We start from the raw sequence: 19,908 nt of genomic DNA, 5'->3' as shown, positions 1-19,908 counted from the left end.
TGCAGATGGATAACAGGACGGAACCTGCGGCCCATGGGGCCGGACGCGCCTTGAGGGGCTTATGTGCGGCTGATACGGTGCGATGGCTTGACACTCACCCCCAGTGCTGGCTATTCGCCCAGGTCGGGCGAGTACCTCCGGCCCGTCCCGTACCTTTCCGTGCGGGTCGACGCGGGTGAAGTGTCCGAATTTGAAGGCACATGACAGACATCTTCTTGGGTGTACGGGGAGCGGTTGCGTGAAGATCCAAGAGCGTACGGGGGCGGGCGCAGGTCGTTCTGCCGCTCCGGCTCAGCCGTCGGTCGGCGACCGGCTTCCCACTCCGCCTCGCGAGCGCAAACCGGCACTCGCCGCTCTCGCCGTGCTGCTGATCCTGGTGGGCGCGCTGGGCGCGACCATGCTCGTGCTCCAGGCCGGTGACCGCATCGAGGTCGTCAAGGTCACGCAGGCCATCCCCGCAGGGGGTTCGGTCAGCACGTCGAACACGACCTCCGTCATGGTCGCCAAGGACGACAGCATCCACTACGTCGAGTGGAGCCAGCTGAAGCAGCTGGAGAAGCTGAAGGCGGTCAACGCCATCCCCGCCGGAGTCGTCGCGGTCGGCGAGATGTTCGGCGACGAGGCGGGTGTCGCCGCCGGCAAGGCCACGGTGGGTCTGTCCCTCAAGGCGGGCCAGTACCCGACCGGCATCAAGGAGGGCGACACCGTCGCGGCCTACCGCGTCAGTTCCGCCTCCGGCTCGTCCAGCGGCAACAGCAACAGCAACTCCTCGTCGTCGTCGGCATCCAGCAACTCCGTCATCGTCGACAACGCCCGGGTCACCTACGTCCCGGGCGCCAAGGACAGCGGCGACGAACTCGTCAGCAGCACCAACCTCGCGGTCACCCTGACCGTCGACAGCGACAAGGCCGCCGACCTGGCCCAGGCCGCCTCCAACGGCGAGGTCGCTCTCGTCCAGGTCCCCGGTAACTCCGGCAACTAGAAGGCGGCACCCAACCCATGGCGCTCATCGCTCTCGCCGCCGACAAGGGTTCCCCCGGCGTCACCACCGCGGCCGTCGCCCTCGCGGCGGTCTGGCCGCGGCGTGTCCTGCTCGCCGAGGCGGACCCGGCGGGCGGTGACCTCGTCTACCGCAGTGCCGCCGCGCACGGCGGCCCGCTCAACCCGAACACCGGCATGCTGTCCATCGCCGCCACCGCGCGCCGCGGCCTCGTACCCGACCAGCTCTGGGACCACGTACAGCCGCTGAGCGGCGGGCTCGAAGTCCTCGTCGGGCTCGGGATCGCCGAACAGGCCGCCGGACTCGCGGGGTTGTGGCCGACCCTCGGGCACGCCTTCAACTCCCTCGCCGACTCCCCGCACGCCGCCGCCGACGTCATAGCCGACTGCGGACGCGTCAGCGGCGACACCCCGGCCGTCGAACTCTTCCCGCACGCCGCGCTCGTGCTGCTCGTCTCGCGCACCGAGCCCGAGGCCATCGCCCGCGTCCGGGACCGCGCCGCCGCCCTCGCGGGCAAGCTGCACGGCGGATCGCGCGGCGTGGCGAGCCTCGGCACCCCGATGATCGGCGTCGTCCTGATCGCCGACACCGGCACGGCCGGCAAGCTCGCCTCGCAGGTCAACGACATGCTGGTGCACGCCCAGACCGGTGCCCGCGTGGTCGGCACCATCGCCGACGACCCGGCCGGCGCCGACCAGCTGGCCGGCCGCAAGCGCGGCCGCCTCGACAAGTCGCTGCTGATCCGCTCGGCCCGCAAGGTCGCCGCCGACCTCTACCAGCAGTACGGCGCCGCCTGGGCCGCCTCCGCCCAGGCCGACCAGGCCCACCACGCCCCGCACGCCCCGGGCCGGATGCAGGGCCACGCGGGAGCCGGCGCATGACCGCTGTCGACCACCAGTTGGTCAAGCGGTTCCGCCAGGACGCCGGCGACCGCATCGCCGAACAGCGCCGACAGGACCAGGTCGCGGGCGTCACCCCGATGTCCCCGGAGGACGAACGGCAGTACGCCCGCGCCGTCATAGCCCAGATCCTGGAGGAGTACGCCCGCGCCGAGATCAACGCGGGCCGTACGCCGCTGGACGCCGAGACCGAGGAGCAGTACGCGGCCGCCGTGCACGCCGCGCTGTTCGGCGTCGGCCGGCTCCAGCCGCTGCTGGACAACCCCGAGGTCGAGAACATCGACATCAACGGCTGCGACCAGGTGTTCATCGGCTACGCCGACGGCCGCGAGGAGCAGGGCGACCCCGTCGCCGAGACCGACGAGGAGCTCATCGAGCTCATCCAGGTGCTGGGCGCCTACTCGGGTCTGTCCTCGCGCCCCTTCGACTCCGCCAACCCGCAGCTCGACCTGCGCCTGCCCGACGGTTCGCGTCTGTCGGCCGTCATGGACGTCACCCGGCGCCCAGCGCTGTCCATCCGCCGCGCGCGCATGGGCAAGGTGTTCATCTCCGACCTCGTCGGCAACGGCACCCTGTCGCCCGAGGTCGCCCACTTCATGGCCTGCGCGGTCCGCGCCCGCAAGAACATCATGATCGCCGGCGCCACCAACGCCGGCAAGACCACGCTCCTGCGCGCCCTCGCCAACGAGATCCCTCCCAACGAGCGCCTCATCACCGTCGAACGAGCCCTGGAGCTCGGCCTCGACACCTTCCCCGACCTGCACCCCAACGTCGTCGCCTTCGAGGAGCGCCTGCCCAACTCCGAGGGCCAGGGCACCATTTCGATGGCCGAGCTGGTGCGACGCTCGCTGCGTATGAACCCCTCCCGCGTCATCGTGGGCGAGGTCCTCGGCGACGAGATCGTCACCATGCTCAACGCGATGTCGCAGGGCAACGACGGTTCCCTGTCCACGATCCACGCCAACAGCTCGCACGAGGTCTTCAACCGGATTTCCACCTACGCGCTGCAGGCCACGGAACGGCTGCCCATCGAGGCCAGTCAGATGCTGATCGCGGGCGCGGTCAACTTCGTCGTCTTCATCCAGCGACGCAACAACTACGGCAGCGGCGGCCGCCTCCAGCGCATGGTCACCTCGGTCCGCGAGGTCAACGGCGTCGACGGACGCGTGCTGTCCAGCGAGGTGTTCGCGGAGGCCCCCGACGGCCGGATCGTGCCGCACGCCCCCATAGCCTGCCTGGAGGAACTGATGGCACACGGCTACCGGCCGACCGGGACCTGGGGGTGAGCCGGGAATGACCACGAATCTCGCGGCACTCGGCTCGCTCGGCTCCATGGGCGGCCTGTTCTCCACCACCGTCCTGTACTCGATAGGCAGTGGCGTCGCCGTCGGCGGCGGACTCGCCCTGCTCCTCATCGCCATCCGCGGGCTGCCCGCCAAGCCCGACCACGAGAAGCAGAAGGCCGCCGAGCGGGCGAGCGAACTGATCCGCTTCGCCGGCCAGCGCGGCTCGCTCGCCGCCATCGTCGGCCTGGTCGTCCTCGTCCTCACCCGCTGGGCCGTCGCGGGCATCGCGGCCGGTGTCCTCGTCTTCTTCTGGGACCGCCTCTTCGGCGGAGCCGGTGAGGAACGGGCCGCCATGCGCCGCGTGGAGGCCCTGGCCTCCTGGACGGAGTCCCTGCGCGACACCATCGCCGGCGCCGTGGGCCTGGAACAGGCCATCCCGGCCTCCGCCCGCGCCGCGGCACCCGTCCTGCGGCCCCACCTCGACGCCCTCGTCGACCGGCTGCGCGCCCGCACCCCGCTGCCCGAGGCGCTCCAGCAGCTCGCCGACGAGATCGACGACGCCTCCGCCGACATCATCGTCGCGGCCCTCATCCTCAACGCGCGCCTGCGCGGCCCGGGTCTGCGCCAAGTCCTCGGCGCCCTGGCCAAGTCGGCCCGCGAGGAGGTCGACATGCGCCAGCGGGTCATGGCCCAGCGCGCGTCGACCCGCAGGTCGGTGCAGATCGTCGTCGCCGTCTCCATCGCCTTCGTCCTCGGCCTGTCGATCTTCAACCGCGACTTCGTCGCGCCGTACGGAACGGCCGTCGGCCAGCTCGTCCTGGCCTGTGTCTGCGGCCTGTTCGCGCTCGGCTTCTGGTGGCTGCGCAAGCTGTCCACCATCGAGACGCCCGAGCGCTTCCTCGTCCGCGACGAGGCATCCGTCCAGTTCGTCCGCCCCAGGACGCCGTCGGGGGCGCAGTCGCAGCAGCGACTGCCGCAGGAAGAGGGGGCGCGCTGATGGACCTCACGATGCCGCTCGTCGTCGGCGCCGTCATCGGCCTGGGCATCTACGCCCTCGTCCGCGCCCTCATGCCCAGCAAGCGCAGCGCGATCTCGCAGGTCGCGCGGATCGACGCGATGCGGGCCCGCGGCTCGGCCTACGAGTCGGCCCGCGTCGAGCGGGAGAAGGGCCGCCTGGGCGCACTGCGCGCCGAAGTCGGCCTGCGGGTCTCGGAGTTCTACCTCCAGCAGGGCTGGGAGCAGCGCTCGCTGCGCGCCGACCTCGCCGTGCTGGACCGCAGCTGGGAGAAGTTCCTGGCGACGAAGGTGCTGCTGGGCGTGGCCGGCCTGTTCTTCGGCCCGTTCCTGTTCGCCATCGTCTACACCCTGGGCTTCGGCAGGAGCCCGATCATCCCGGTCTGGATGGCGCTGCTGTTCGCGGCGATCTTCTTCTTCCTGCCCGACCTCGAGGTACGCCGGGACGCCGCCGACAAGCGGCGCGACCTGCGGCGGGTGATCGGCGCCTACCTCGACCTGGTGTCGATGAGCCTCGCCGGCGGACGCGGTCTGCCCGAGGCCCTGATGGCCGCGGCCGAGGTCTCCGACGGCTGGGCCAACCAGCGCATCCGCAACGCCCTGTCCGACGCCCGTATCACCGGCGTCAGCCAGTGGCAGGCGCTCGGCGCGCTCGGTGAGGAGATCGGCGTGGAGGAGCTGAAGGACCTCTCCGCCTCCCTGGCCCTGGTCGCGGACGACGGCGCCAAGGTCCGCGAGTCCCTCGCCTCCCGCGCCGAGACGATGCGCCACCGCGAACTCGCCGAGATCGAGGGCAGCGCGGGCGAGAAGTCCCAGTCGATGCTCGTGGCGCAGCTGCTGCTGTGCGCCGGGTTCCTGGTGTTCCTGATCTTTCCGGCGGCGATGCGGGTGTTCCAGGTGCAGTGAGCCGTGTATGAGCCGTGCAGCGACCTTCGCAACTCCAGAACCTCCGTGACCTGATTTCGAAAGGACAAGACGTCATGAACGGACGTAACTTCCACACCGGCATCCCCGCCGTGGACTTCCTCGTCGCCTTCCTCCAGGCCCGCACCGAGCGGGCCCGCTCCGGCGAGCTGGACCGCGGTGCCTCAGCGGTCGAGTGGGTCATCATCTCCGCGGTCGTCGTGGCGATCGTGGGTGTCGTGGCCGCCATCATCAACGCCGCGCTGAGCGAGGGCGCCAACAAGGTCGGCGACTGCATCAAGGGTGCGGACGCGGGCAAGACCTGCTGATCGCCTCGAGAGCATCGGGAGCAGGAGCAACGGGGTTCACGGGGATGCCGGCAGACGTCAGCAGACGGGTACGCCGCTGGGCGCGGGCCGCACGGAAACGGGCGGCCGCCCGCGGCGATTCAGGCATGACCGCGATCGAGTTCGTGCTGCTCACCCCGGTCCTGTTCTTCATGATCTTCGCGACCGTGCAGTTCGCCCTGTACTTCTTCGCGGACCACGTCGCCCAGGCGGCGGCCCAGGCCGGAGCCCGCAAGGCCCGCGCCACGGCCGACGAACAGCCGGGCGCCTGGCGGGGCGAGGCACGGGACGTGGTGGACAGCTACATCCAGCAGCTGGGACCGCAGTTGGTGCTGTCCCCGGACGTGACGATGCTGCAGCCCGAGCAGAACACCGTGGGCGTGGAGATCGCGGCCCGGGTCCCGACGGTGTTCCCCGGCCTGGACCTGACGGTGCACGCCCGGTCGGCGGGACCGGTGGAGCGCTTCGTACAGGAAGAGGGGAACTGAATGTCCGTCCCTTCTCTCCTGAAGTCTCTCCTGAAGCGCCGTCGGCCTGCGCACGACAGCGGCCTGTCCACCGTCGAGGTCGTGATCCTCGCCCCGGTGATGATCCTGTTCATCCTGGTCCTGGTGGCCTTCGGCCAGCTCGTGGACGGCCGTGGCGCGCTCGACGGCGCGGCCAGGGACGCGGCCCGCGCGGGTTCGATCCAGAAGGACCACGCGACGGCCATGGCCGAGGCGAAGAAGGCCGCCGAGGCCAACCTGGCGGACGTCTGCTCGGGTCCGGTGAACGTCACGCAGACCAGCCAGGGCTTCGAACCGGACACCATCTTCACGGTCGAGGTGAGCTGCCAGGTGCGGGGTCTGGCCATGCTCGGCCTCGACGTCCCGACGACGCTGTCGGCGAGCTTCAGCTCCCCGCTCGACCCGTTCCGGAGGTCGGTGTGAGGCGTCTCCGGTCCTCCTGGCCGTCGTGGTGGACGGCCCGTGGCGCGCGTCTGGACGACCGCGGCTCCGGTGCCGGCGCGGTCATCATCTTCACGCTCGTCTTCCTCTCCCTCTCCGCGTTCGTCATCGACGGCGGCCTGTCCATCTCCAAGCGCGAACGCGCCGCCGACATCGCCGAACAGGCCGCCCGCTACGCGGCCCAGGACATCGACCGCGACGCCCTCTACGAGAACGAGGGCGGCCCCGCCCCCATCAACTTCGAGAACTGCAACGCCCGAGTGAAGGCGTTCGCCCGCGAGATGGACATGACGGGCGCGGACATCGGCGCGACCCACTGCGTGGTGGCGAACGCTGAGCAGGTGGAGGTCGAGGTGCAGCTCACGTACTCCCCGGTCTTCACGGGGATGTTCTACGGTGGTGACGTGGTGGTGCACGGGCAGGCGGTGGCGGAGAACGAGGTCGGCTGAGCCGGTCCGGAACATCCCGCGAATCTGCACAGCGTTCACCGTGAGGTCGGCAGCGGGCGGGGAAACAACCGACCCCGGTGCGGTTTCCGTGCTGTGGGCCGCATTCCTGTAGGGGCTTTCCCGCGCGCAACGGCAGAAGGTGTGAAGGTCGCGAGGGGCTCGGTGACCGAATGGCCACACCCGTGAATTCGCCTCCTGCGTTCGGTCGGCTTTTCCATCCACGGACTGGGCAGTGGCTGGCCGCCCTACTCCGGCGTGCTTGGATCATTCACGCTCGAGCAAGTGAAATGAATGAAACGAAGGGAACCGCCCCCCATGGCCTTCACCCCGCAGATCGCGACCGCCCAGATGTCCGACGCCGAGCTGGACACGATCGCCGGCGGCCAGGCGGGCGGTGCCACCGCGGGTGCCGGCGCCGCTGCCGGTCTCTACGTCGAGACCACGGCCGCGGGCCTCACCACTGGCGTCGGCGGCGGCGTGGGCCTCGCCGTCTCGCCGCAGGGCATCGAGGCGGACCTGCACCTCAACGCGGCCGTCTCGCACTGACGCACGCAGGAAAAGGCCCCGGCTCTTCGGAGCCGGGGCCTTTCGCATGTCTCGCACCGGGGGCTCACTTCCCCCCACCGTCTCCCTTACCGCCCTTACCGCCCCGCTTGTCCTCGGTCTTCACGGCGTCGTTCACCTTCTTGGCGAGTTCGTCGTCCAGCTTCTTGAACTCGCGCACCACGGCATCGGACATACTCGCCAGCGCGTCCAGCTGTTGCGTGATGTCCTCGCGCCCGTCTTCCCAGTTGGACTCGAAATCGTCGAGCGCGTCATTGACGCTGCCGTCGCCGATGTCGTCCTTGTACGACTCGAAGAGCTTCTTGGTGTGGTTCAGCCGGGTCTTGATGGACCGCAGCCGACGCCCATAGCTCTCCAGCTCGGTCAGCGGAAGCGCGAGGTCGCTCTTTCCCTTGCCCATCCGGCAGCCCCCAACGTCCGACACCCTGATCTCGGAGGAACCGTACCCCGGTCCGATCTTTCCGTCGAACGGCTGTGCCTTGTAAGTTCACTTGTGCATACGGTTGTTGACGTTGGTGTACGCGACGGGGGTTGCGGTATGGCGGGGCACAGGCCTTCGGACTGGCATGTCCTGGACTTGGACAAGGATCCGACGCCTGGTGATCCGCAGCGGGTGCGCACGCTCGCGAAGACGCTGCACGACTTCGCCGATGACGTGTCCGACGCGCTGCGTCTGGTCAAGGGCATGGCAGGGGAGGGCACGCTCCTGGAGTGGGCGGGCAAGTCCGCGGACGTCTTCAAAGAGGACTTCGCTGACGTCCCGAAGAACCTCAGGAAGCTGAAGAAGTCCTACGAGATGTGCGGGGACGCGCTGGCGGACTTCTGGCCGACGCTGGAGCGGGCGCAGTCGTTGGCGGACAAGGCCCTGCGCAAGGGCCGTGAGGCGCGCGACAGCCGCTCCTCCGCCCAGTCCCGCCTCACCTCGGCGGACTCGTGGGTGACGCGGGCGGGCAAGGAGGCGGACAAGTACAAGGACGACCCGACCGGCAGCAAGTCGGACGCGGACAAGCCGGACGAGGCCAAGGTCCGTGCTGCGACCCGGGATGTGCAGCACGCCAAGTCGGCCCAGTCCAAGGCGCAGTCGGACGTCTCCGAGGCCCAGGACGCCCTTGCCGCCGCCAAGAAGATGGCCGAGGACGCGCGCAAGATGCGTGACGAGGCGGCGCGTGAGGCGAAGTCGAAGATCGACGAGGCGTCGGACGCGGGTATTCAGAACCGGTCGTGGTGGGAGGACGTCGGCGATTGGTTCGTCGACAACTGGGACACCATCGTGGCGGTCTGCAAGGTCGTCGTGACGGTGGTCGGTATCGTCGCGATGATCATCGGTGGACCGATCCTGGGCGCGATCGTGCTGATCGCGGCGGCGGTGGTGCTCGCCGACACGCTCTACAAGTATTCCAAGGGGCAAGCCTCCTTGTGGGATGTCGGGTTCGCGGCGCTGGACTGCATACCGGGCATGAAGGGCCTGACCACCCTCGGCGGCCTCGCAAAGGGGCTCAAGGGCGGTGTGGCCGCGATGAAGGGTCTCAGGGGCGGCCTGAAGGTCATGGGGACCGCTGTCCGAGGTCTGGGCAAGAGCGCCAGGACGGCCGTGGCGGACGGTGCAAAGGGCGCCTACAGTCGGCTCCGCAGCAAGATCCGGGGCTGCGGTGACCCTGTCGACGTGGCCACGGGCGAGATGTTCCTCGCGGAGACCGACGTCTCGCTTCCCGGCACTCTGCCCCTGGTGTTCACCCGACGGGTCGCTTCGGACTACCGCTGCGGCTGGTGGTTCGGTCCCACGTGGGCGTCGACTCTCGACCAGCGTCTCGAGGTCGGCGAGAACGAGATCATCTTCGCCACGGAAGACGGGATGCTGCTCGTCTACCCGCGCCGGCACCCGGCCGAGGGACCGTGGCTGCCCGAAACCGGCCCCCGCCTGCCACTGATCGCGCTGGACGACGGCACCTACCGTGTCGACGATCCACTGACCGGGCTCGCCCGTCACTTCGGTCCGTGCGCGGACGGGACAGCTCACATCACGGCTGTCGCCGACCGCAACGCCAACACCATCACCTTCGACTACGACGAGGCCGGCGCCCCCGAGGCCGTGCGCCACTCCGGCGGCTACCACGTCTCCGTCGCCACCCAGGACGGCCGCGTCACCGCGCTGAGCCTGCACGGCACGGCGGATGAAGGGGATGTCACCCTACGGCGCTTCGGCTACACCGGGGGCAACCTGACGGAGGTCGTCAACTCGTCCGGCCAGGCTCTGAAGTTCACGTACGACGAGCGCCTGCGCGTCACCTCGTGGACCGACCGGAACCAGCGGCGATACACGTACGCCTACGACGCCCAGGACCGATGCGTCTCACAGGGGGGCGAAGACGGGCACCTCACCGGAACGTTCAGCTACGACGGTACCGACCCCGCCTGGCCCGGCTGCCACGTCACCACCCACACCGCCGCGGACGGAGCCGTCACCCGTTTCGTCGTCACCGACCACAGCCAGGTCGTGGCGGAGATCGACCCGCTCGGCGCTGTCACCCGCACCGAGTACGACAGGCACCATCACCTGCTGTCACGCACGGACGCCCTGGGCAACACGACCCGGTACGAGAACAACGCGTTCGGAAAGCCCACGCGAGTCACGTTGCCGGACGACGGCGTCGTCACGGTGGAGTACGACTCGCTGCAGTTGCCGACTCGCATCGTGCAGCCCGACGGAAGTGTCCGGGAGCACGCGTACGACGAGCGGGGCAACCGGGTCCGCTCCACCGCCCCGGACGGGGCCGTCACCCGGTTCGCGTACGACCCGTACGGACGCCTCCTGTCGGTCACCGATCCCCTCGATGCCACGACGCGCGTGCTGTGCAATCCCGTCGGCCTCCGGGCGGAGACGGTCAGCGCTCTGGGCGAGCGCTCGGTCCGCGGGTACGACTCGTTCGGGCGGCTGAGCAGCGTCACCGATCCCCTGGGGCATACGACGATGCTCTCGTGGACGGTCGAGGGCCGCATCTCCCGCGTACAGGGTCCCGACGGTGCGGAGGAGACCTGGACCTACGACGGAGAGGGAAACTGCACCGCCCACACGGCACCGGGCGGTGCGCGCACGACGTTCGAGTACGGTCCCTTCGATCTGCTCACGGCCCGGACGGGTCCGGACGGGAGCCGTTACGAGTTCGAGTACGACGCCTCCCTGCGCCTGAAGCAGGTAAGCAACCCACTGGGCTCCCACTGGCGTTACACCTACGACCTCGCCGGCCGCCTCGTCGCCGAGACGGACTTCGACGATCAGCGCACCGAGTACGCACTCGACGCGGTAGGCCGGCTGGAGAAGCGGCTGAACCCGGCCGGGCAGCGCATCGACTACAGCTACGACGCAGCGGGGCGGCTCCGCGGCAAGACGGTCGACGGCGTCGCCACAGCCTACGGGTATGACGGGGCGGGCCGTCTCGTTCACGCCTCGGGGCCGGGTGGCGATCTCCGCATGGAGCGTGACCGTGTCGGAAGGATCACAGCCGAGCGGATCAACGGCCGCACACTGCTCTCGTCCTACGACGCCGCGGGGCGACGGGTGGAGCGGGTCACGCCGTCGGGAGCGCGGACCCGGTACGACTACGACGCCGTCGGACGGGCGATCCGGTTCAGCGGCTCGGGCCACACGGTGGACTTCGTACGCGATCGAGCGGGGCAAGAAAACGAGCGCTCCTTCGACGACGGGCTGTGCTTCACACAGGAACGGGACACCCTCGGCCGTCCCGTCGAGCAGCGGTGGACCGCCGCGGGCAGGCAGGTTCAGCACCGAACGTACGGTTACGGCGCGGACCGTCATCTCAAGCGGTTCACGGACGCCCTGGACGGCCCGGCGACCGTCGACGTCGACACGGACGCCATGGGGCGAGTACGAGCCCTCCAGAGCGATGACAGGACGGAGAGCTACGGCTACGACGCGGCCGGACACATCACCTCCGCGTCCTGGTCCGGATACCCGGGCATCGACGACGCCGCGGGAGAGCGCTCGTACACCGGCACCCGGCTGCACCGTGCGGGGGCCGTGCGCTACACCTACGACGCCGCCGGCCGGGTCGTCGAGCGCCGCAAGACCCGGCTGTCCCGCAAGCCCGACGTATGGCGGTACGACTGGGACGCCGAGGACCGGCTGACCTCCGTGGTGACACCGGACGGTACGCGGTGGCGGTACGTGTACGACCCCCTCGGCCGCCGCCTCGCCAAGGAACGCCTTGGCGGTGACGGCCGAACGGTCGTGGAGCGTACGGACTTCACCTGGGACGGCACGTCCCTGGCCGAGCAGACCGCCGTCGACCCGGCGCTGCCGCACCCCGTCACACTCACCTGGGACTACGACGGTCTGAGGCCGGTCACCCAGACCGAGCGGCTGACGAACTCCACGACGCAGGAGGAGGTCGACTCCCGGTTCTTCGCGGTCGTCACCGACTTGATCGGGTCACCCACCGAACTCGTGGACCCTCAGGGCGAGGTGGCCTGGCGGGCGCGGCGGACCGTGTGGGGAGCGACCTCCTGGCCCAGGCGAAGCAACGGGTACACGCCCCTGCGGTTTCCCGGTCAGTACCACGACCTTGAATCCGGACTGCACTACAACTACCACCGCCACTACGATCCCGAGACCGCGCGCTACACGTCTCTCGACCCGCTTGGTCTGGCACCCGCTCCCGACCCCTACGGGTATGTCACCAATCCGCTGCGCCAGGTGGATCCCTTCGGCCTCATGGCATGCGATGAGGACACGGTGGTCCTCTACCATGGTTCGCGCAATTGGACGGGAAACGACTTCTCGCTGGGACGGTCCAACGATCTGCAGCGTGAATACACTCCGGACGCTGGGGTGTATCTGACGGACGATTTCAACAGGGCGGCCACGCAGTACGCCGGCCCGGACGGTGTGGTGGTGCGGACCGAAGTGCCGCGGTCCTTCGCGGACTCCGTGCTGCGGGAGCACAGCGGCCCGGCAGGACGGCAGCCCGAGTACTTCGTCGACACGCCTGAGGGGGTGGACATCCTCAACGCGGGGTCTCCCCGCGCGTTGCCCCAGCGTGAGGCGGTCATCCAGCACATGATGGGACAGTTCTGAGTGGATGCGAGGCATGACGTAGTGGCAGGTCGGATTACTCCGGTACCGGAAAGCGTGCTGGCCCGCGAGGTCTTCGGGCCACTCGGAGGCATCGTGGAGATCGGGGCGGTGTCGGCGACCGGGACGTGGAGCGTCGGCGCCGCCTCCGTCGGCGATCTGGTGAGCCGCCGCCGCGATGAGGTCGGCCGGCTGCTCGACCTCGTTCGCGACATCGGCGGCTTCTCCTCGGCCACCATGGCCATTGCGGACGAACTGGGCTACCTGCGTGAGCACGAGGTGACGGCCCCGGCTCTGCTGCTGTGGTCGGGGGCGGTCGAGGGGATTCCGTCCCGGCTCGAGGACCTCGAACAGCGGGACGTCGTACGCCGCATGTGTCACATGGCGGCCGACTTGCAGATGACGTACTTGCTGCAGGCCCTCGTCACCGCCGCGATCGTCTCCGGCGGGGACGTCCGGCAGGGCGCGGCCCGGATCGTCGATGCCCTCGCACTCGCGTCGGGCCTCGCGGACTCGACGGGGCGCACCGCCCCCGCCCTGGTCTTCAGGATGTGGCGGGTCGCCCACCTCCCGGCCATCCTTCGCCCCGACGCGGGCACCCCCGAGCAGGGCAAAGCGGCGTTTCGTTCCTACGACCAGGCACTCGAAGCCCTGACGACGAGCGCCTGACAAACTCGGGCACGAGAGCGTTCAGGGGTGAAGACCGGCTCATACCAGCACGGCGGGGGCTTCCGGTTCAGGTCCGTCGGCGCGACGGTGCCCTGCTTGCCGCCCGTGGGGCCGCTGGTCTGTGTGACCTTGATGCGGGAGTGCGAGGCGGAGGCAGATATCTCGTTGTTCTTGACCCCACCGCCGTAACTGCCTTCGCCGCCGACGGCGACGGCGGGCACGGGTGCCAGGAGGGTGGCGGTGAGAGAGAGGAGCGTGAGTGGCCGGGAGGCGCGCGAAGGCCTCACTGTGCGCAGCCGCCCCTCTCCGAACGGGCGGACACGGCCTGCCACACTCCCTGGGCGTTATTGCCCATGGAGATCATGTAGAAGACCTCGGGGTCGGTGCCCGCCGGGTTGCCTTTGACCTCACCGGTCTTGCGGTTCCTCGTCGAAGCCTTGCTCTCATCGGTGCAGTAGGAGAGGGACGCCGCCGCCTTGTCCTTGGACAGGGGTGACCCTGGGGTCGAAGACCGGCAGCTTGCCGATGACGGTGAGGTTCTTGTCCGTTGCCGTCGTTGAGCACCGCCTGCTCCACCGGGTCACTGCTCGTCCAGTTCTCGAGGGTCAGCTGGAAGCTGCTCGGGAGCTTGATGACCGGACGCTTGACGCCGGGAGCCGCGGACGACTTCGAGGCAGTCGGGCTGGGCGAGCTGTTGCCCGCGCCCTTGATGTCGTCCGATGCCGAGTCGTCACCCCCGCCGCAGGCGGTCAGAAGCAGCGCCGCCGCGTGGCGAAGGCTACGGCAGTGGTGGTCGGTGCGCGGAAGGTGAGGAGTGTGGCGTGGCAGTTGCGAACAGTGCCTTTCATGCCTGGGGAACCGTGAGGTCGCTGCCTGCGTCGAGGGCGCTTCGGCTGAGCAGGGCGACGATCCTCCGGGCGCCATGCGGTGAACTCGTCAGCCGGGCCCACGAACCGTCCCGGAAGAAGACCGTGAAGTCGGACGCGTCCATGCTGAACCGCCTGATCTCCGCACCGGTGATCTCCTCGCGAGGTACCGACCAGAGGACGGACTCGGTTCCCGGTGCCTTCTGGCCACCGCCCCATGAAAGGAACCGGCTGCCCCGCGCGGTGTCCTCGTACGACACGATCCGTACCGGCCCGTCAGGCTCGGCCAGTTCGATCTCGGTCACGGTGCGCCAGGAGCGCCGAGAGGGGTCGAGCTGCCAGGGCAGCGTACGGGCCGTCCCGCCCACGCCCGCCCACATGACGGGGAAGTCGTCGACCTCGTTCTCGCGGTCCTCCAGTTCTCCTCGCATCGCCGGCGACGCGGGACTGCCGAGGGCGTCGGCAAGGATGTGGAGCGGCAGCATCAAGAGCCCGGTGGTGGCGGTCAGCACGTGCACGCCGAGCTTGCCGAAGAACCCTCGGACCCCGAAGGCCGGTCGGGTCGGCCATCCCGGCAAGTCCCCTTCGATGTCATTGCGATCGAGGTCACGATAGGAGCGACGCTTCGCCACGGAGGCGGCGGTACCACTCGCGAACTCGACCCGGTAGCGGTCGGGTTTCTCGTCCATGCCTTCCTTGAACGGCGGTTTCCCGTTCACGCTCGATTCGCCGCCCCTCACCTGGAGCACTTCCCTCGTTCGCCACGCACCGACGAGTTCTGCCACACGCCCTGCTCGTTCTTCGTCAGGGAGAGCGAGTAGCGGACGTAGGGGCTGGTGCCTGCCGGATTCCCCTCGACCTTGCCGGTCTTGCGGTTCCGGGTTTTCGCGTCGGTCTCGTCCGTGCAGTAGGTGAGCGCCGCTCCCTTGCCGTTGCCGGCCATGACGACCTTTGGGTCGAAGGCGGGCAGCTTGCCGATGACGGTGAGGTCCTTGTCCGTGTAGGACTTGATCCACTGCTTGGTCAGCCCGCGGATCCCTTCGGTGTCGTAGAAGGTGACGGCTTCGCTGTCCGGGTCGTTGGCGATGATCGCCGCGTATCCGGCCCGGACCTCTTCCCTGGCGTCGTCGAGCATGGCCTGCTCCACCGGGTCGCTGCTCGTCCAGTTCTCGAAGGTCAGCCGGAAACTGCTGGGGAGCTTGATGACGGGGCGCTTGACGCCGGGTGCCGCAGACAGCTTCGAGGCTGCCGGGCTGGGCGAGTTGTTGCCCGCGGCATCCTCGTTGTCGTCCGACGCCGAGTCGTCGCCTCCTCCGCAGGCGGTCAGAAGCAGCGCCGTCGCCGTGGCGAAAACTACGGCAGTGGTGGTCGGTGCGCGGCGGGCCACAGTTGGTCTCTCCTCGGCTTCGGTGCGGGTGGTTGCGGAGGCGGCGTCACATCGCCGCGGACCGGCTGCATGCCGCTGAAGTCCCCTCGACGCTGACTTGCTGGGCACGCCACACCGGGTTGTCCTTCACGGACGTCATCAGAAGGGTGAACTCCTGATAGCCGGCCGGGCTTTCCTTCGTCCGGTGGACCTTCTTGCTCGCGACCTCCCTGCCGAAGACCTTGGACTGGTCCTCACAGAAGGTGACGCTGACCGTCTCGATCTTCTCGGTCTCGTCGCGAGGGCTGACGTGAGCGTCGTAGTACCGGTCCGTACCCGTCAGCGTCCAGCCGCCGTCCACGTACTCCTCTATCTGCGAGTGCGCGTACCGGGCGGCCTGGCCCGACGAGTAGAACTGGAAGGCGGGATCGGCCGGGTCCTGTTTCGTGATGCCGTGGTTCAGTGCGCGGATGTAGTTGGCGGCGTCCTCCAGGGCTGCCGCTCGAGTCACAGGCCCGTCTCTCCGTTGTTCGAGCGTCGTCAGGTGTGGCATGGCGGTTGCGAACGCGGTCGTCGGTCCGTGGACCGGCGGGTGCCGGGTTCAGCGGTTGATCGACTGGATCTCCTGGACGTTCATGTCCTGGGTGGTTTCGAAGGTGCCGTCGGGGAGTTTGCCGTCGGTGCCGTCGGTGCCTTGCCAGGTGATCTTCCAGGTGATGCTGGCGGAGAGCTGGTACGGGGTGCCGCCGGTCGCGTGGAGGTAGCGGATGCCGCAGGGTGGGGTCTTGTCGGCGTTGCCCTTGGTGTAGGGCGTGCCGATGGAGCCGTCATCGTTGATCTCGCAGTCGCCGGAGGCCGGGAAGACCTCGGCGTCCTCCGTGCCCGCGTCCAGGTGGAGGGCGACCGGCTTGGCGGTCGTCTCGGCCCAGAGGTTGGTGCGGGGGAGGTCGGCGCGAACCTTGACCTCCTTGAATGTGCCCTTGTCCAGCCAGACCCAAGTGGGCAGGTTCACCGTGGACTTGGCGGTGGGTTTGACCTCGATCTCGGTGCCGGGGACTTCCACCTTGTTGTAGGCGTACTCGGCGAGCGTCTTCGGTGTGGGGGCGTGGGCGACCTTCGGCACCACGTTGGCGTCCTGCCAGAACATGATCTTGCCGCAGTCCCAGGACTCGGGATCACTGTCGTCCGGTGCGACGCTGCGCCAGAAGTAGCCGTCCTTGTCGATGTTGTAGTTCTTGTAGCCCTCGGCGGTGCTGGACGTGTCGTCGAAGTTGGTGTCCGGTTTGCCGTCCCGGTAGTGGTCCGTCCACAGGCCCTTGCCGAACCAGGACTCGTGGATGCCGACATCGCCGTTGCCGTCGGTGCTGTCCACGAAGTCCTTCAACTCCTGCCCGGTGAAGACCGGCTCGTACCAGCAGGCCGGGGGCTTCCAGTTGACGTCCACGGAGGAGAGGCTGCCGCGCTTGCCTCCGGTGGGGCCGCTGACCTGGCTAACCTTGATCGTGGAGTAGGTGGCGGAGGCGTAGATGTTCCTGCCGTCCTTGCCCCCGGACGGGGACTTCGACTGCCCTTCGTGACCAGGCTTACCGAGTGCCGAGGCGGACGACGGGAGCAGGGCGGCTCCCAGCGCCAGTGACATGAGCAGTCCGACCTTGGTCCCGCGCGTGATGTGCACGGTCAGCAATCCCCCGGCCGGGTCTCCACCGTCATCGTCCTCCAGACACCGTCGGCCTGTTTGCCGAGGCTCGTCCGGTATTGGACCAGCGGGGATTCGCCCTTGGGGGTGCCTGATTTCTTGCCGCTCTTGAGATCCTTGCTGTAGCCCTTGCCCTCGTCCACGCAATAGACCAACAGGGCGCGCTTCTTGGTGTCTCCGATGTAAGAGATTTCGGGGTTGTAGGCCTTGACCTCACCGACGATCGTCAGGCCCTTGTACCCCTTGACCCACTCGGAGCCCGTGCTCATCGCGGAGGTTCCGCTGTAGAAGGACAGCGCGCTGAACTCGGGGTCGCCGGCGATGATTGCCGCGTACGACGCCCTGAGTCGTTCCTTGCCGTCGTTCAGCGCCGTCTGCAGATCGGGGTCGCTGTTCGTCCAGCCGGCAAAGTCCGCCTTGAAGCTGTCCGGCAGGTTGATGACGGGACGCTTGGTGCCGGACGCCGCCGATGCTGAGGCGGACGGGTTCCCCGACCCCGAATCCGCCCCCTTGATGTCGTCCGAAGACGACTTGTCACCCCCACCGCACCCGGTGAGAAGCAGAGCCGCCGTGGCGGTGAGCGCGGTGGCAACGGAAGGCAGTGCGCGGCGGGCCACGGTTGTTCTCCCCCGGGGTCGGCTGTGTGCAACAGGGAACGAAGCTATCAGGGGCGGGTAAGAGGGGCTGGGGTGCTGGTGGGAGATTGCGTGGGGGATGTGAGGAGTGTGGCGTGACGGCTGCAAACGGTGCAGCTCAAGAGGGAGCGGTTGAGGGCGCGCTGCCAGGCGCAGCGTGCCCTCCCTTCACCGTCACGCGCCACTGAAGTCGCTCAGCGGTTGATCGACTGGATCTCCTGGACGTTCATGTCCTGGGTGGTCTCGAAGGTGCCGTCGGGGAGGTCGCCGCCGGTGCCGCCCGAGCCCTGCCAGGTGATCTGCCAGGTGACGCTGGCGGACAGGTGGTAGGGAGTGCCGTTCGTCGCGCGCAGGTAGCGGACGCCGCACGGCGGGGTCCTGTCTCCGCTGCCCTTGGTGTACGGCGTGCCGATGCTGCCGTCGTCGTTGATCTCGCAGTCACCGGAGGCCGGGAAGACCTCGGCGTCCTCGGTGCCGGGCTCCAGGTGGAGGGCGACCGGCTTGGCGGTGGTCTCCGCCCACAGGCCCGTGTTGGGGAGTTCCGCCCGGACCTTGACGTCCTGGAAGGTGCCCTTGTCCAGCCACACCCAGGTCGGCAGGTTCACCGTCGACTTGGCCGCCGGCTTCAGCTCGATCTCCGTGTCCGGGACCTTGACCTTGTCGTACGCGTAAGCGGCGAGCGTTTCGGCGGTGGGCGCGTTCGGCACGTCGGGGACCTCTCCGGCGTCCTGCCAGAACATGACCCGCTCGCAGCCGTAGGAGTCCGGGGCGTCGGGGTCGCGGGCCACCCCGCGCCAGAAGTAGCCGTCCTTGCCCAGGTTGTAGTCGTCGTAGCCCTTGCGGGTGATGAGGGAGCCGTCCTCGTAGTTGTAGGCGTCCTTGCCGTCACGGTAGTGATCCGTCCACAGCTTCTGGCCGCCCCATGAGGTGTGCGGGCTGACCTGGCCCAGGGCCAGGCCCGTCTCCGAGAACTTCTTCAGCTGCTCCGGCGTCATGGCGGGTTCGTACCAGCAGGGCGGGGGCTCCCAGTTGACGTCCGTCGACGACAGGGTTCCCCGCTTGCCACCGGTGGGGCCACTCGTCTGCGTGACCTTGATGCGGGATACGGCGGCGGAGAGTTCCTGATCGTTCGCGTTGCCCGTCGCAGGAGGCGGTGCGGGTGCGGTCGTGTTCCCGGGGAGGTCGTTCGCCTGAGCGACCCCGGTGGTCGCCAGCGCCGTCGCCGCGCCGACAGCCGCACCCCAGCACATCGCTCGGCGCAGCGACGCCATCACCGGCACTCCTTCGCCTTCCCCAGAACCTCGATGGTCACGGTCCTCCAGACCGCGGAGTCGGCGGACGGGGGCACCATCAGCAGCCTGTACTTCTGGTAGCTGTCGGCGCTTTCCTCCGTGTAGTGGACCTTCCCGGTCTTGATGTCCTTGCTGTAGGACTCGGCCTGGTTCCTGCAGAACGAGACGACGACGCCCTTGCCGTCGCTCACGGCGGCGACATCCTCGTCGTAGTACTCGTCCGTCCCGTAGACGGTCCACCCGCCCTTCACCCACGCCTCGATCTGCGCCTTGGCGTACTGCGTGGCCTGCGCGCCCGAGTAGAACCGGTACGCCGGGTCGTCAGGATTCTGCGCCGCGATGCCGTGCTTCAGTGCCCGGATGTAGTTCTCGGCGTCGGACAGAGCCGCCGCCTGCTTCGCGTCGGACGGCTTGTCGAAGTCGAAGACCAGCTTCAGGTCCTTCGGCACGCTGACGTCGGGGCGGTCGTCCCCGGCGGGGCCGGACGCGGACGCCGACGGGCTGCTCGACCCGTCACCCGCCCCCTTGATGTCGTCCGACGACTTGTCCTCACCACTCCCGCCGCAAGCGGTCAGCAGCAGTGCAGCCGTCGCGGCGAACGCGGCGGCTGTGGTGGTCAGAGCGCGGCGGGCCACGGCTTCTCCCCCGAAGTTCGACGTGTGCAACTGAGAACGAAGCTATCAGGGCGGTGTGTTGGACCCTCGGCTCACCTTGGAAAGTTGTGTGGAGGGTGTGAGGGGTGCGCGTAGCGCTCGCGAAGATGAGTGGTCGTCGAGTTCGGTCACGGGGGCGACACCTGTGGCTACAGGGGCAAATCGGACTGCGGTGAGGTTCCTTACCTCCGCCCTTCGACGACCCCGAAAAGAGTCCATAAGATCTCTGTAGG

20 protein-coding genes are annotated in these 19,908 nt (G+C 68.7%); 12 read left to right on the top strand and 8 right to left on the bottom strand.

Annotated elements, in window-relative coordinates:
- The first annotated feature begins 238 nt into the window (after positions 1–238).
- The 10 genes from ABTX60_RS23345 to ABTX60_RS23300 all read left to right on the top strand — a co-directional run bounded on the left by ABTX60_RS23345 (position 239) and on the right by ABTX60_RS23300 (position 7,391).
- Positions 239–982, top strand: a complete 744-nt coding sequence (locus tag ABTX60_RS23345; RefSeq protein ID WP_352098933.1) for a hypothetical protein — start codon at positions 239–241, stop codon at positions 980–982.
- A 17-nt stretch (positions 983–999) separates the two neighbouring features.
- On the top strand, positions 1,000–1,881 hold the full coding sequence (locus ABTX60_RS23340) for a hypothetical protein (protein ID WP_352098932.1): 882 nt from the start codon (positions 1,000–1,002) through the stop codon (positions 1,879–1,881).
- Positions 1,878–3,185 carry a TadA family conjugal transfer-associated ATPase gene (locus ABTX60_RS23335; protein ID WP_352098931.1) on the top strand — a complete coding sequence of 436 codons (1,308 nt, stop codon included), beginning with the start codon at positions 1,878–1,880 and terminating at the stop codon, positions 3,183–3,185. The genes ABTX60_RS23340 and ABTX60_RS23335 overlap by 4 nt, the downstream gene beginning before the upstream one ends.
- 46 nt (positions 3,186–3,231) lie before the next feature.
- Entirely contained in the window at positions 3,232–4,182 is a 951-nt protein-coding gene (locus ABTX60_RS23330; protein WP_351625683.1) for a type II secretion system F family protein, read from the top strand.
- A complete protein-coding gene (locus ABTX60_RS23325; RefSeq protein WP_352098930.1) occupies positions 4,182–5,105 on the top strand; it encodes a type II secretion system F family protein in 924 nt (307 codons plus the stop codon). The genes ABTX60_RS23330 and ABTX60_RS23325 overlap by 1 nt, the downstream gene beginning before the upstream one ends.
- A gap of 74 nt (positions 5,106–5,179) precedes the next feature.
- Positions 5,180–5,431 (top strand): hypothetical protein, encoded by a 252-nt coding sequence (locus ABTX60_RS23320; protein ID WP_352098929.1) that lies wholly within the window; start codon positions 5,180–5,182, stop codon positions 5,429–5,431.
- Between the two features lie 44 nt (positions 5,432–5,475).
- Positions 5,476–5,937 (top strand): TadE family protein, encoded by a 462-nt coding sequence (locus tag ABTX60_RS23315; RefSeq protein ID WP_352098928.1) that lies wholly within the window; start codon positions 5,476–5,478, stop codon positions 5,935–5,937.
- Entirely contained in the window at positions 5,938–6,378 is a 441-nt protein-coding gene (locus tag ABTX60_RS23310) for a TadE/TadG family type IV pilus assembly protein (protein WP_352098927.1), read from the top strand.
- Positions 6,375–6,845: a Tad domain-containing protein gene (locus tag ABTX60_RS23305; protein WP_352098926.1), complete on the top strand. Its 471-nt coding sequence runs from the start codon at positions 6,375–6,377 to the stop codon at positions 6,843–6,845. The genes ABTX60_RS23310 and ABTX60_RS23305 overlap by 4 nt, the downstream gene beginning before the upstream one ends.
- 315 nt (positions 6,846–7,160) lie before the next feature.
- A complete protein-coding gene (locus ABTX60_RS23300; RefSeq protein ID WP_352098925.1) occupies positions 7,161–7,391 on the top strand; it encodes a hypothetical protein in 231 nt (76 codons plus the stop codon).
- Positions 7,392–7,455: 64 nt separating this feature from the next.
- Here ABTX60_RS23300 and ABTX60_RS23295 read toward each other — a convergent pair whose 3' ends face one another.
- The gene (locus ABTX60_RS23295) at positions 7,456–7,809 is read right to left on the bottom strand and encodes a hypothetical protein (RefSeq protein WP_030840002.1); all 354 of its coding nucleotides are present in this window, start codon (positions 7,807–7,809) and stop codon (positions 7,456–7,458) included.
- A gap of 138 nt (positions 7,810–7,947) precedes the next feature.
- Here ABTX60_RS23295 and ABTX60_RS23290 point away from each other — a divergent pair, with 138 nt between their 5' ends.
- On the top strand, positions 7,948–12,501 hold the full coding sequence (locus ABTX60_RS23290; protein ID WP_502992374.1) for a DUF6531 domain-containing protein: 4,554 nt from the start codon (positions 7,948–7,950) through the stop codon (positions 12,499–12,501).
- A 54-nt stretch (positions 12,502–12,555) separates the two neighbouring features.
- Complete coding sequence (locus tag ABTX60_RS23285; RefSeq protein ID WP_352098923.1) at positions 12,556–13,167, top strand: hypothetical protein; 612 nt, start codon at positions 12,556–12,558, stop codon at positions 13,165–13,167.
- An 844-nt stretch (positions 13,168–14,011) separates the two neighbouring features.
- On the opposite strand, the gene ABTX60_RS23280 is transcribed toward ABTX60_RS23285, so the two are convergent.
- From ABTX60_RS23280 to ABTX60_RS23250, 7 genes are all read right to left on the bottom strand, one after another.
- Positions 14,012–14,722, bottom strand: coding sequence for a hypothetical protein (locus ABTX60_RS23280; RefSeq protein WP_352098922.1), 711 nt, complete (start codon positions 14,720–14,722; stop codon positions 14,012–14,014).
- Positions 14,723–14,769: 47 nt separating this feature from the next.
- On the bottom strand, positions 14,770–15,420 hold the full coding sequence (locus tag ABTX60_RS23275) for a hypothetical protein (protein ID WP_352098921.1): 651 nt from the start codon (positions 15,418–15,420) through the stop codon (positions 14,770–14,772).
- Between the two features lie 46 nt (positions 15,421–15,466).
- Positions 15,467–15,910, bottom strand: coding sequence for a hypothetical protein (locus ABTX60_RS23270; protein ID WP_352098920.1), 444 nt, complete (start codon positions 15,908–15,910; stop codon positions 15,467–15,469).
- A gap of 90 nt (positions 15,911–16,000) precedes the next feature.
- Positions 16,001–17,038, bottom strand: coding sequence for a hypothetical protein (locus tag ABTX60_RS23265; protein WP_502992376.1), 1,038 nt, complete (start codon positions 17,036–17,038; stop codon positions 16,001–16,003).
- A 38-nt stretch (positions 17,039–17,076) separates the two neighbouring features.
- Complete coding sequence (locus ABTX60_RS23260) at positions 17,077–17,712, bottom strand: hypothetical protein (protein ID WP_352098919.1); 636 nt, start codon at positions 17,710–17,712, stop codon at positions 17,077–17,079.
- Between the two features lie 212 nt (positions 17,713–17,924).
- Positions 17,925–19,001 carry a hypothetical protein gene (locus ABTX60_RS23255; RefSeq protein WP_352098918.1) on the bottom strand — a complete coding sequence of 359 codons (1,077 nt, stop codon included), beginning with the start codon at positions 18,999–19,001 and terminating at the stop codon, positions 17,925–17,927.
- Positions 19,001–19,657: a hypothetical protein gene (locus ABTX60_RS23250; RefSeq protein ID WP_352098917.1), complete on the bottom strand. Its 657-nt coding sequence runs from the start codon at positions 19,655–19,657 to the stop codon at positions 19,001–19,003. The genes ABTX60_RS23255 and ABTX60_RS23250 overlap by 1 nt, the downstream gene beginning before the upstream one ends.
- Positions 19,658–19,908 lie beyond the last annotated feature (251 nt).

It is taken from the genome of Streptomyces sp. NPDC126510, assembly GCF_040302345.1.
In the GTDB taxonomy this organism is placed as follows: domain Bacteria; phylum Actinomycetota; class Actinomycetes; order Streptomycetales; family Streptomycetaceae; genus Streptomyces.
This window is presented reverse-complemented; position numbering and strand designations above follow the sequence as displayed.

Bases quoted from the DNA above. Each gene is read 5' to 3' on its own strand.
- ABTX60_RS23340 (WP_352098932.1), top strand. From the start codon at position 1,000: ATGGCGCTCATCGCTCTCGCCGCCGACAAGGGTTCCCCCGGCGTCACC.
- ABTX60_RS23335 (WP_352098931.1), top strand. From the start codon at position 1,878: ATGACCGCTGTCGACCACCAGTTGGTCAAGCGGTTCCGCCAGGACGCC.
- ABTX60_RS23330 (WP_351625683.1), top strand. From the start codon at position 3,232: ATGGGCGGCCTGTTCTCCACCACCGTCCTGTACTCGATAGGCAGTGGC.
- ABTX60_RS23325 (WP_352098930.1), top strand. From the start codon at position 4,182: ATGGACCTCACGATGCCGCTCGTCGTCGGCGCCGTCATCGGCCTGGGC.
- ABTX60_RS23320 (WP_352098929.1), top strand. From the start codon at position 5,180: ATGAACGGACGTAACTTCCACACCGGCATCCCCGCCGTGGACTTCCTC.
- ABTX60_RS23315 (WP_352098928.1), top strand. From the start codon at position 5,476: ATGCCGGCAGACGTCAGCAGACGGGTACGCCGCTGGGCGCGGGCCGCA.
- ABTX60_RS23310 (WP_352098927.1), top strand. From the start codon at position 5,938: ATGTCCGTCCCTTCTCTCCTGAAGTCTCTCCTGAAGCGCCGTCGGCCT.
- ABTX60_RS23300 (WP_352098925.1), top strand. From the start codon at position 7,161: ATGGCCTTCACCCCGCAGATCGCGACCGCCCAGATGTCCGACGCCGAG.
- ABTX60_RS23295 (WP_030840002.1), bottom strand. From the start codon at position 7,809: ATGGGCAAGGGAAAGAGCGACCTCGCGCTTCCGCTGACCGAGCTGGAG.
- ABTX60_RS23290 (WP_502992374.1), top strand. From the start codon at position 7,948: ATGGCGGGGCACAGGCCTTCGGACTGGCATGTCCTGGACTTGGACAAG.
- ABTX60_RS23280 (WP_352098922.1), bottom strand. From the start codon at position 14,722: ATGGACGAGAAACCCGACCGCTACCGGGTCGAGTTCGCGAGTGGTACC.
- ABTX60_RS23265 (WP_502992376.1), bottom strand. From the start codon at position 17,038: ATGTCACTGGCGCTGGGAGCCGCCCTGCTCCCGTCGTCCGCCTCGGCA.
- ABTX60_RS23255 (WP_352098918.1), bottom strand. From the start codon at position 19,001: ATGGCGTCGCTGCGCCGAGCGATGTGCTGGGGTGCGGCTGTCGGCGCG.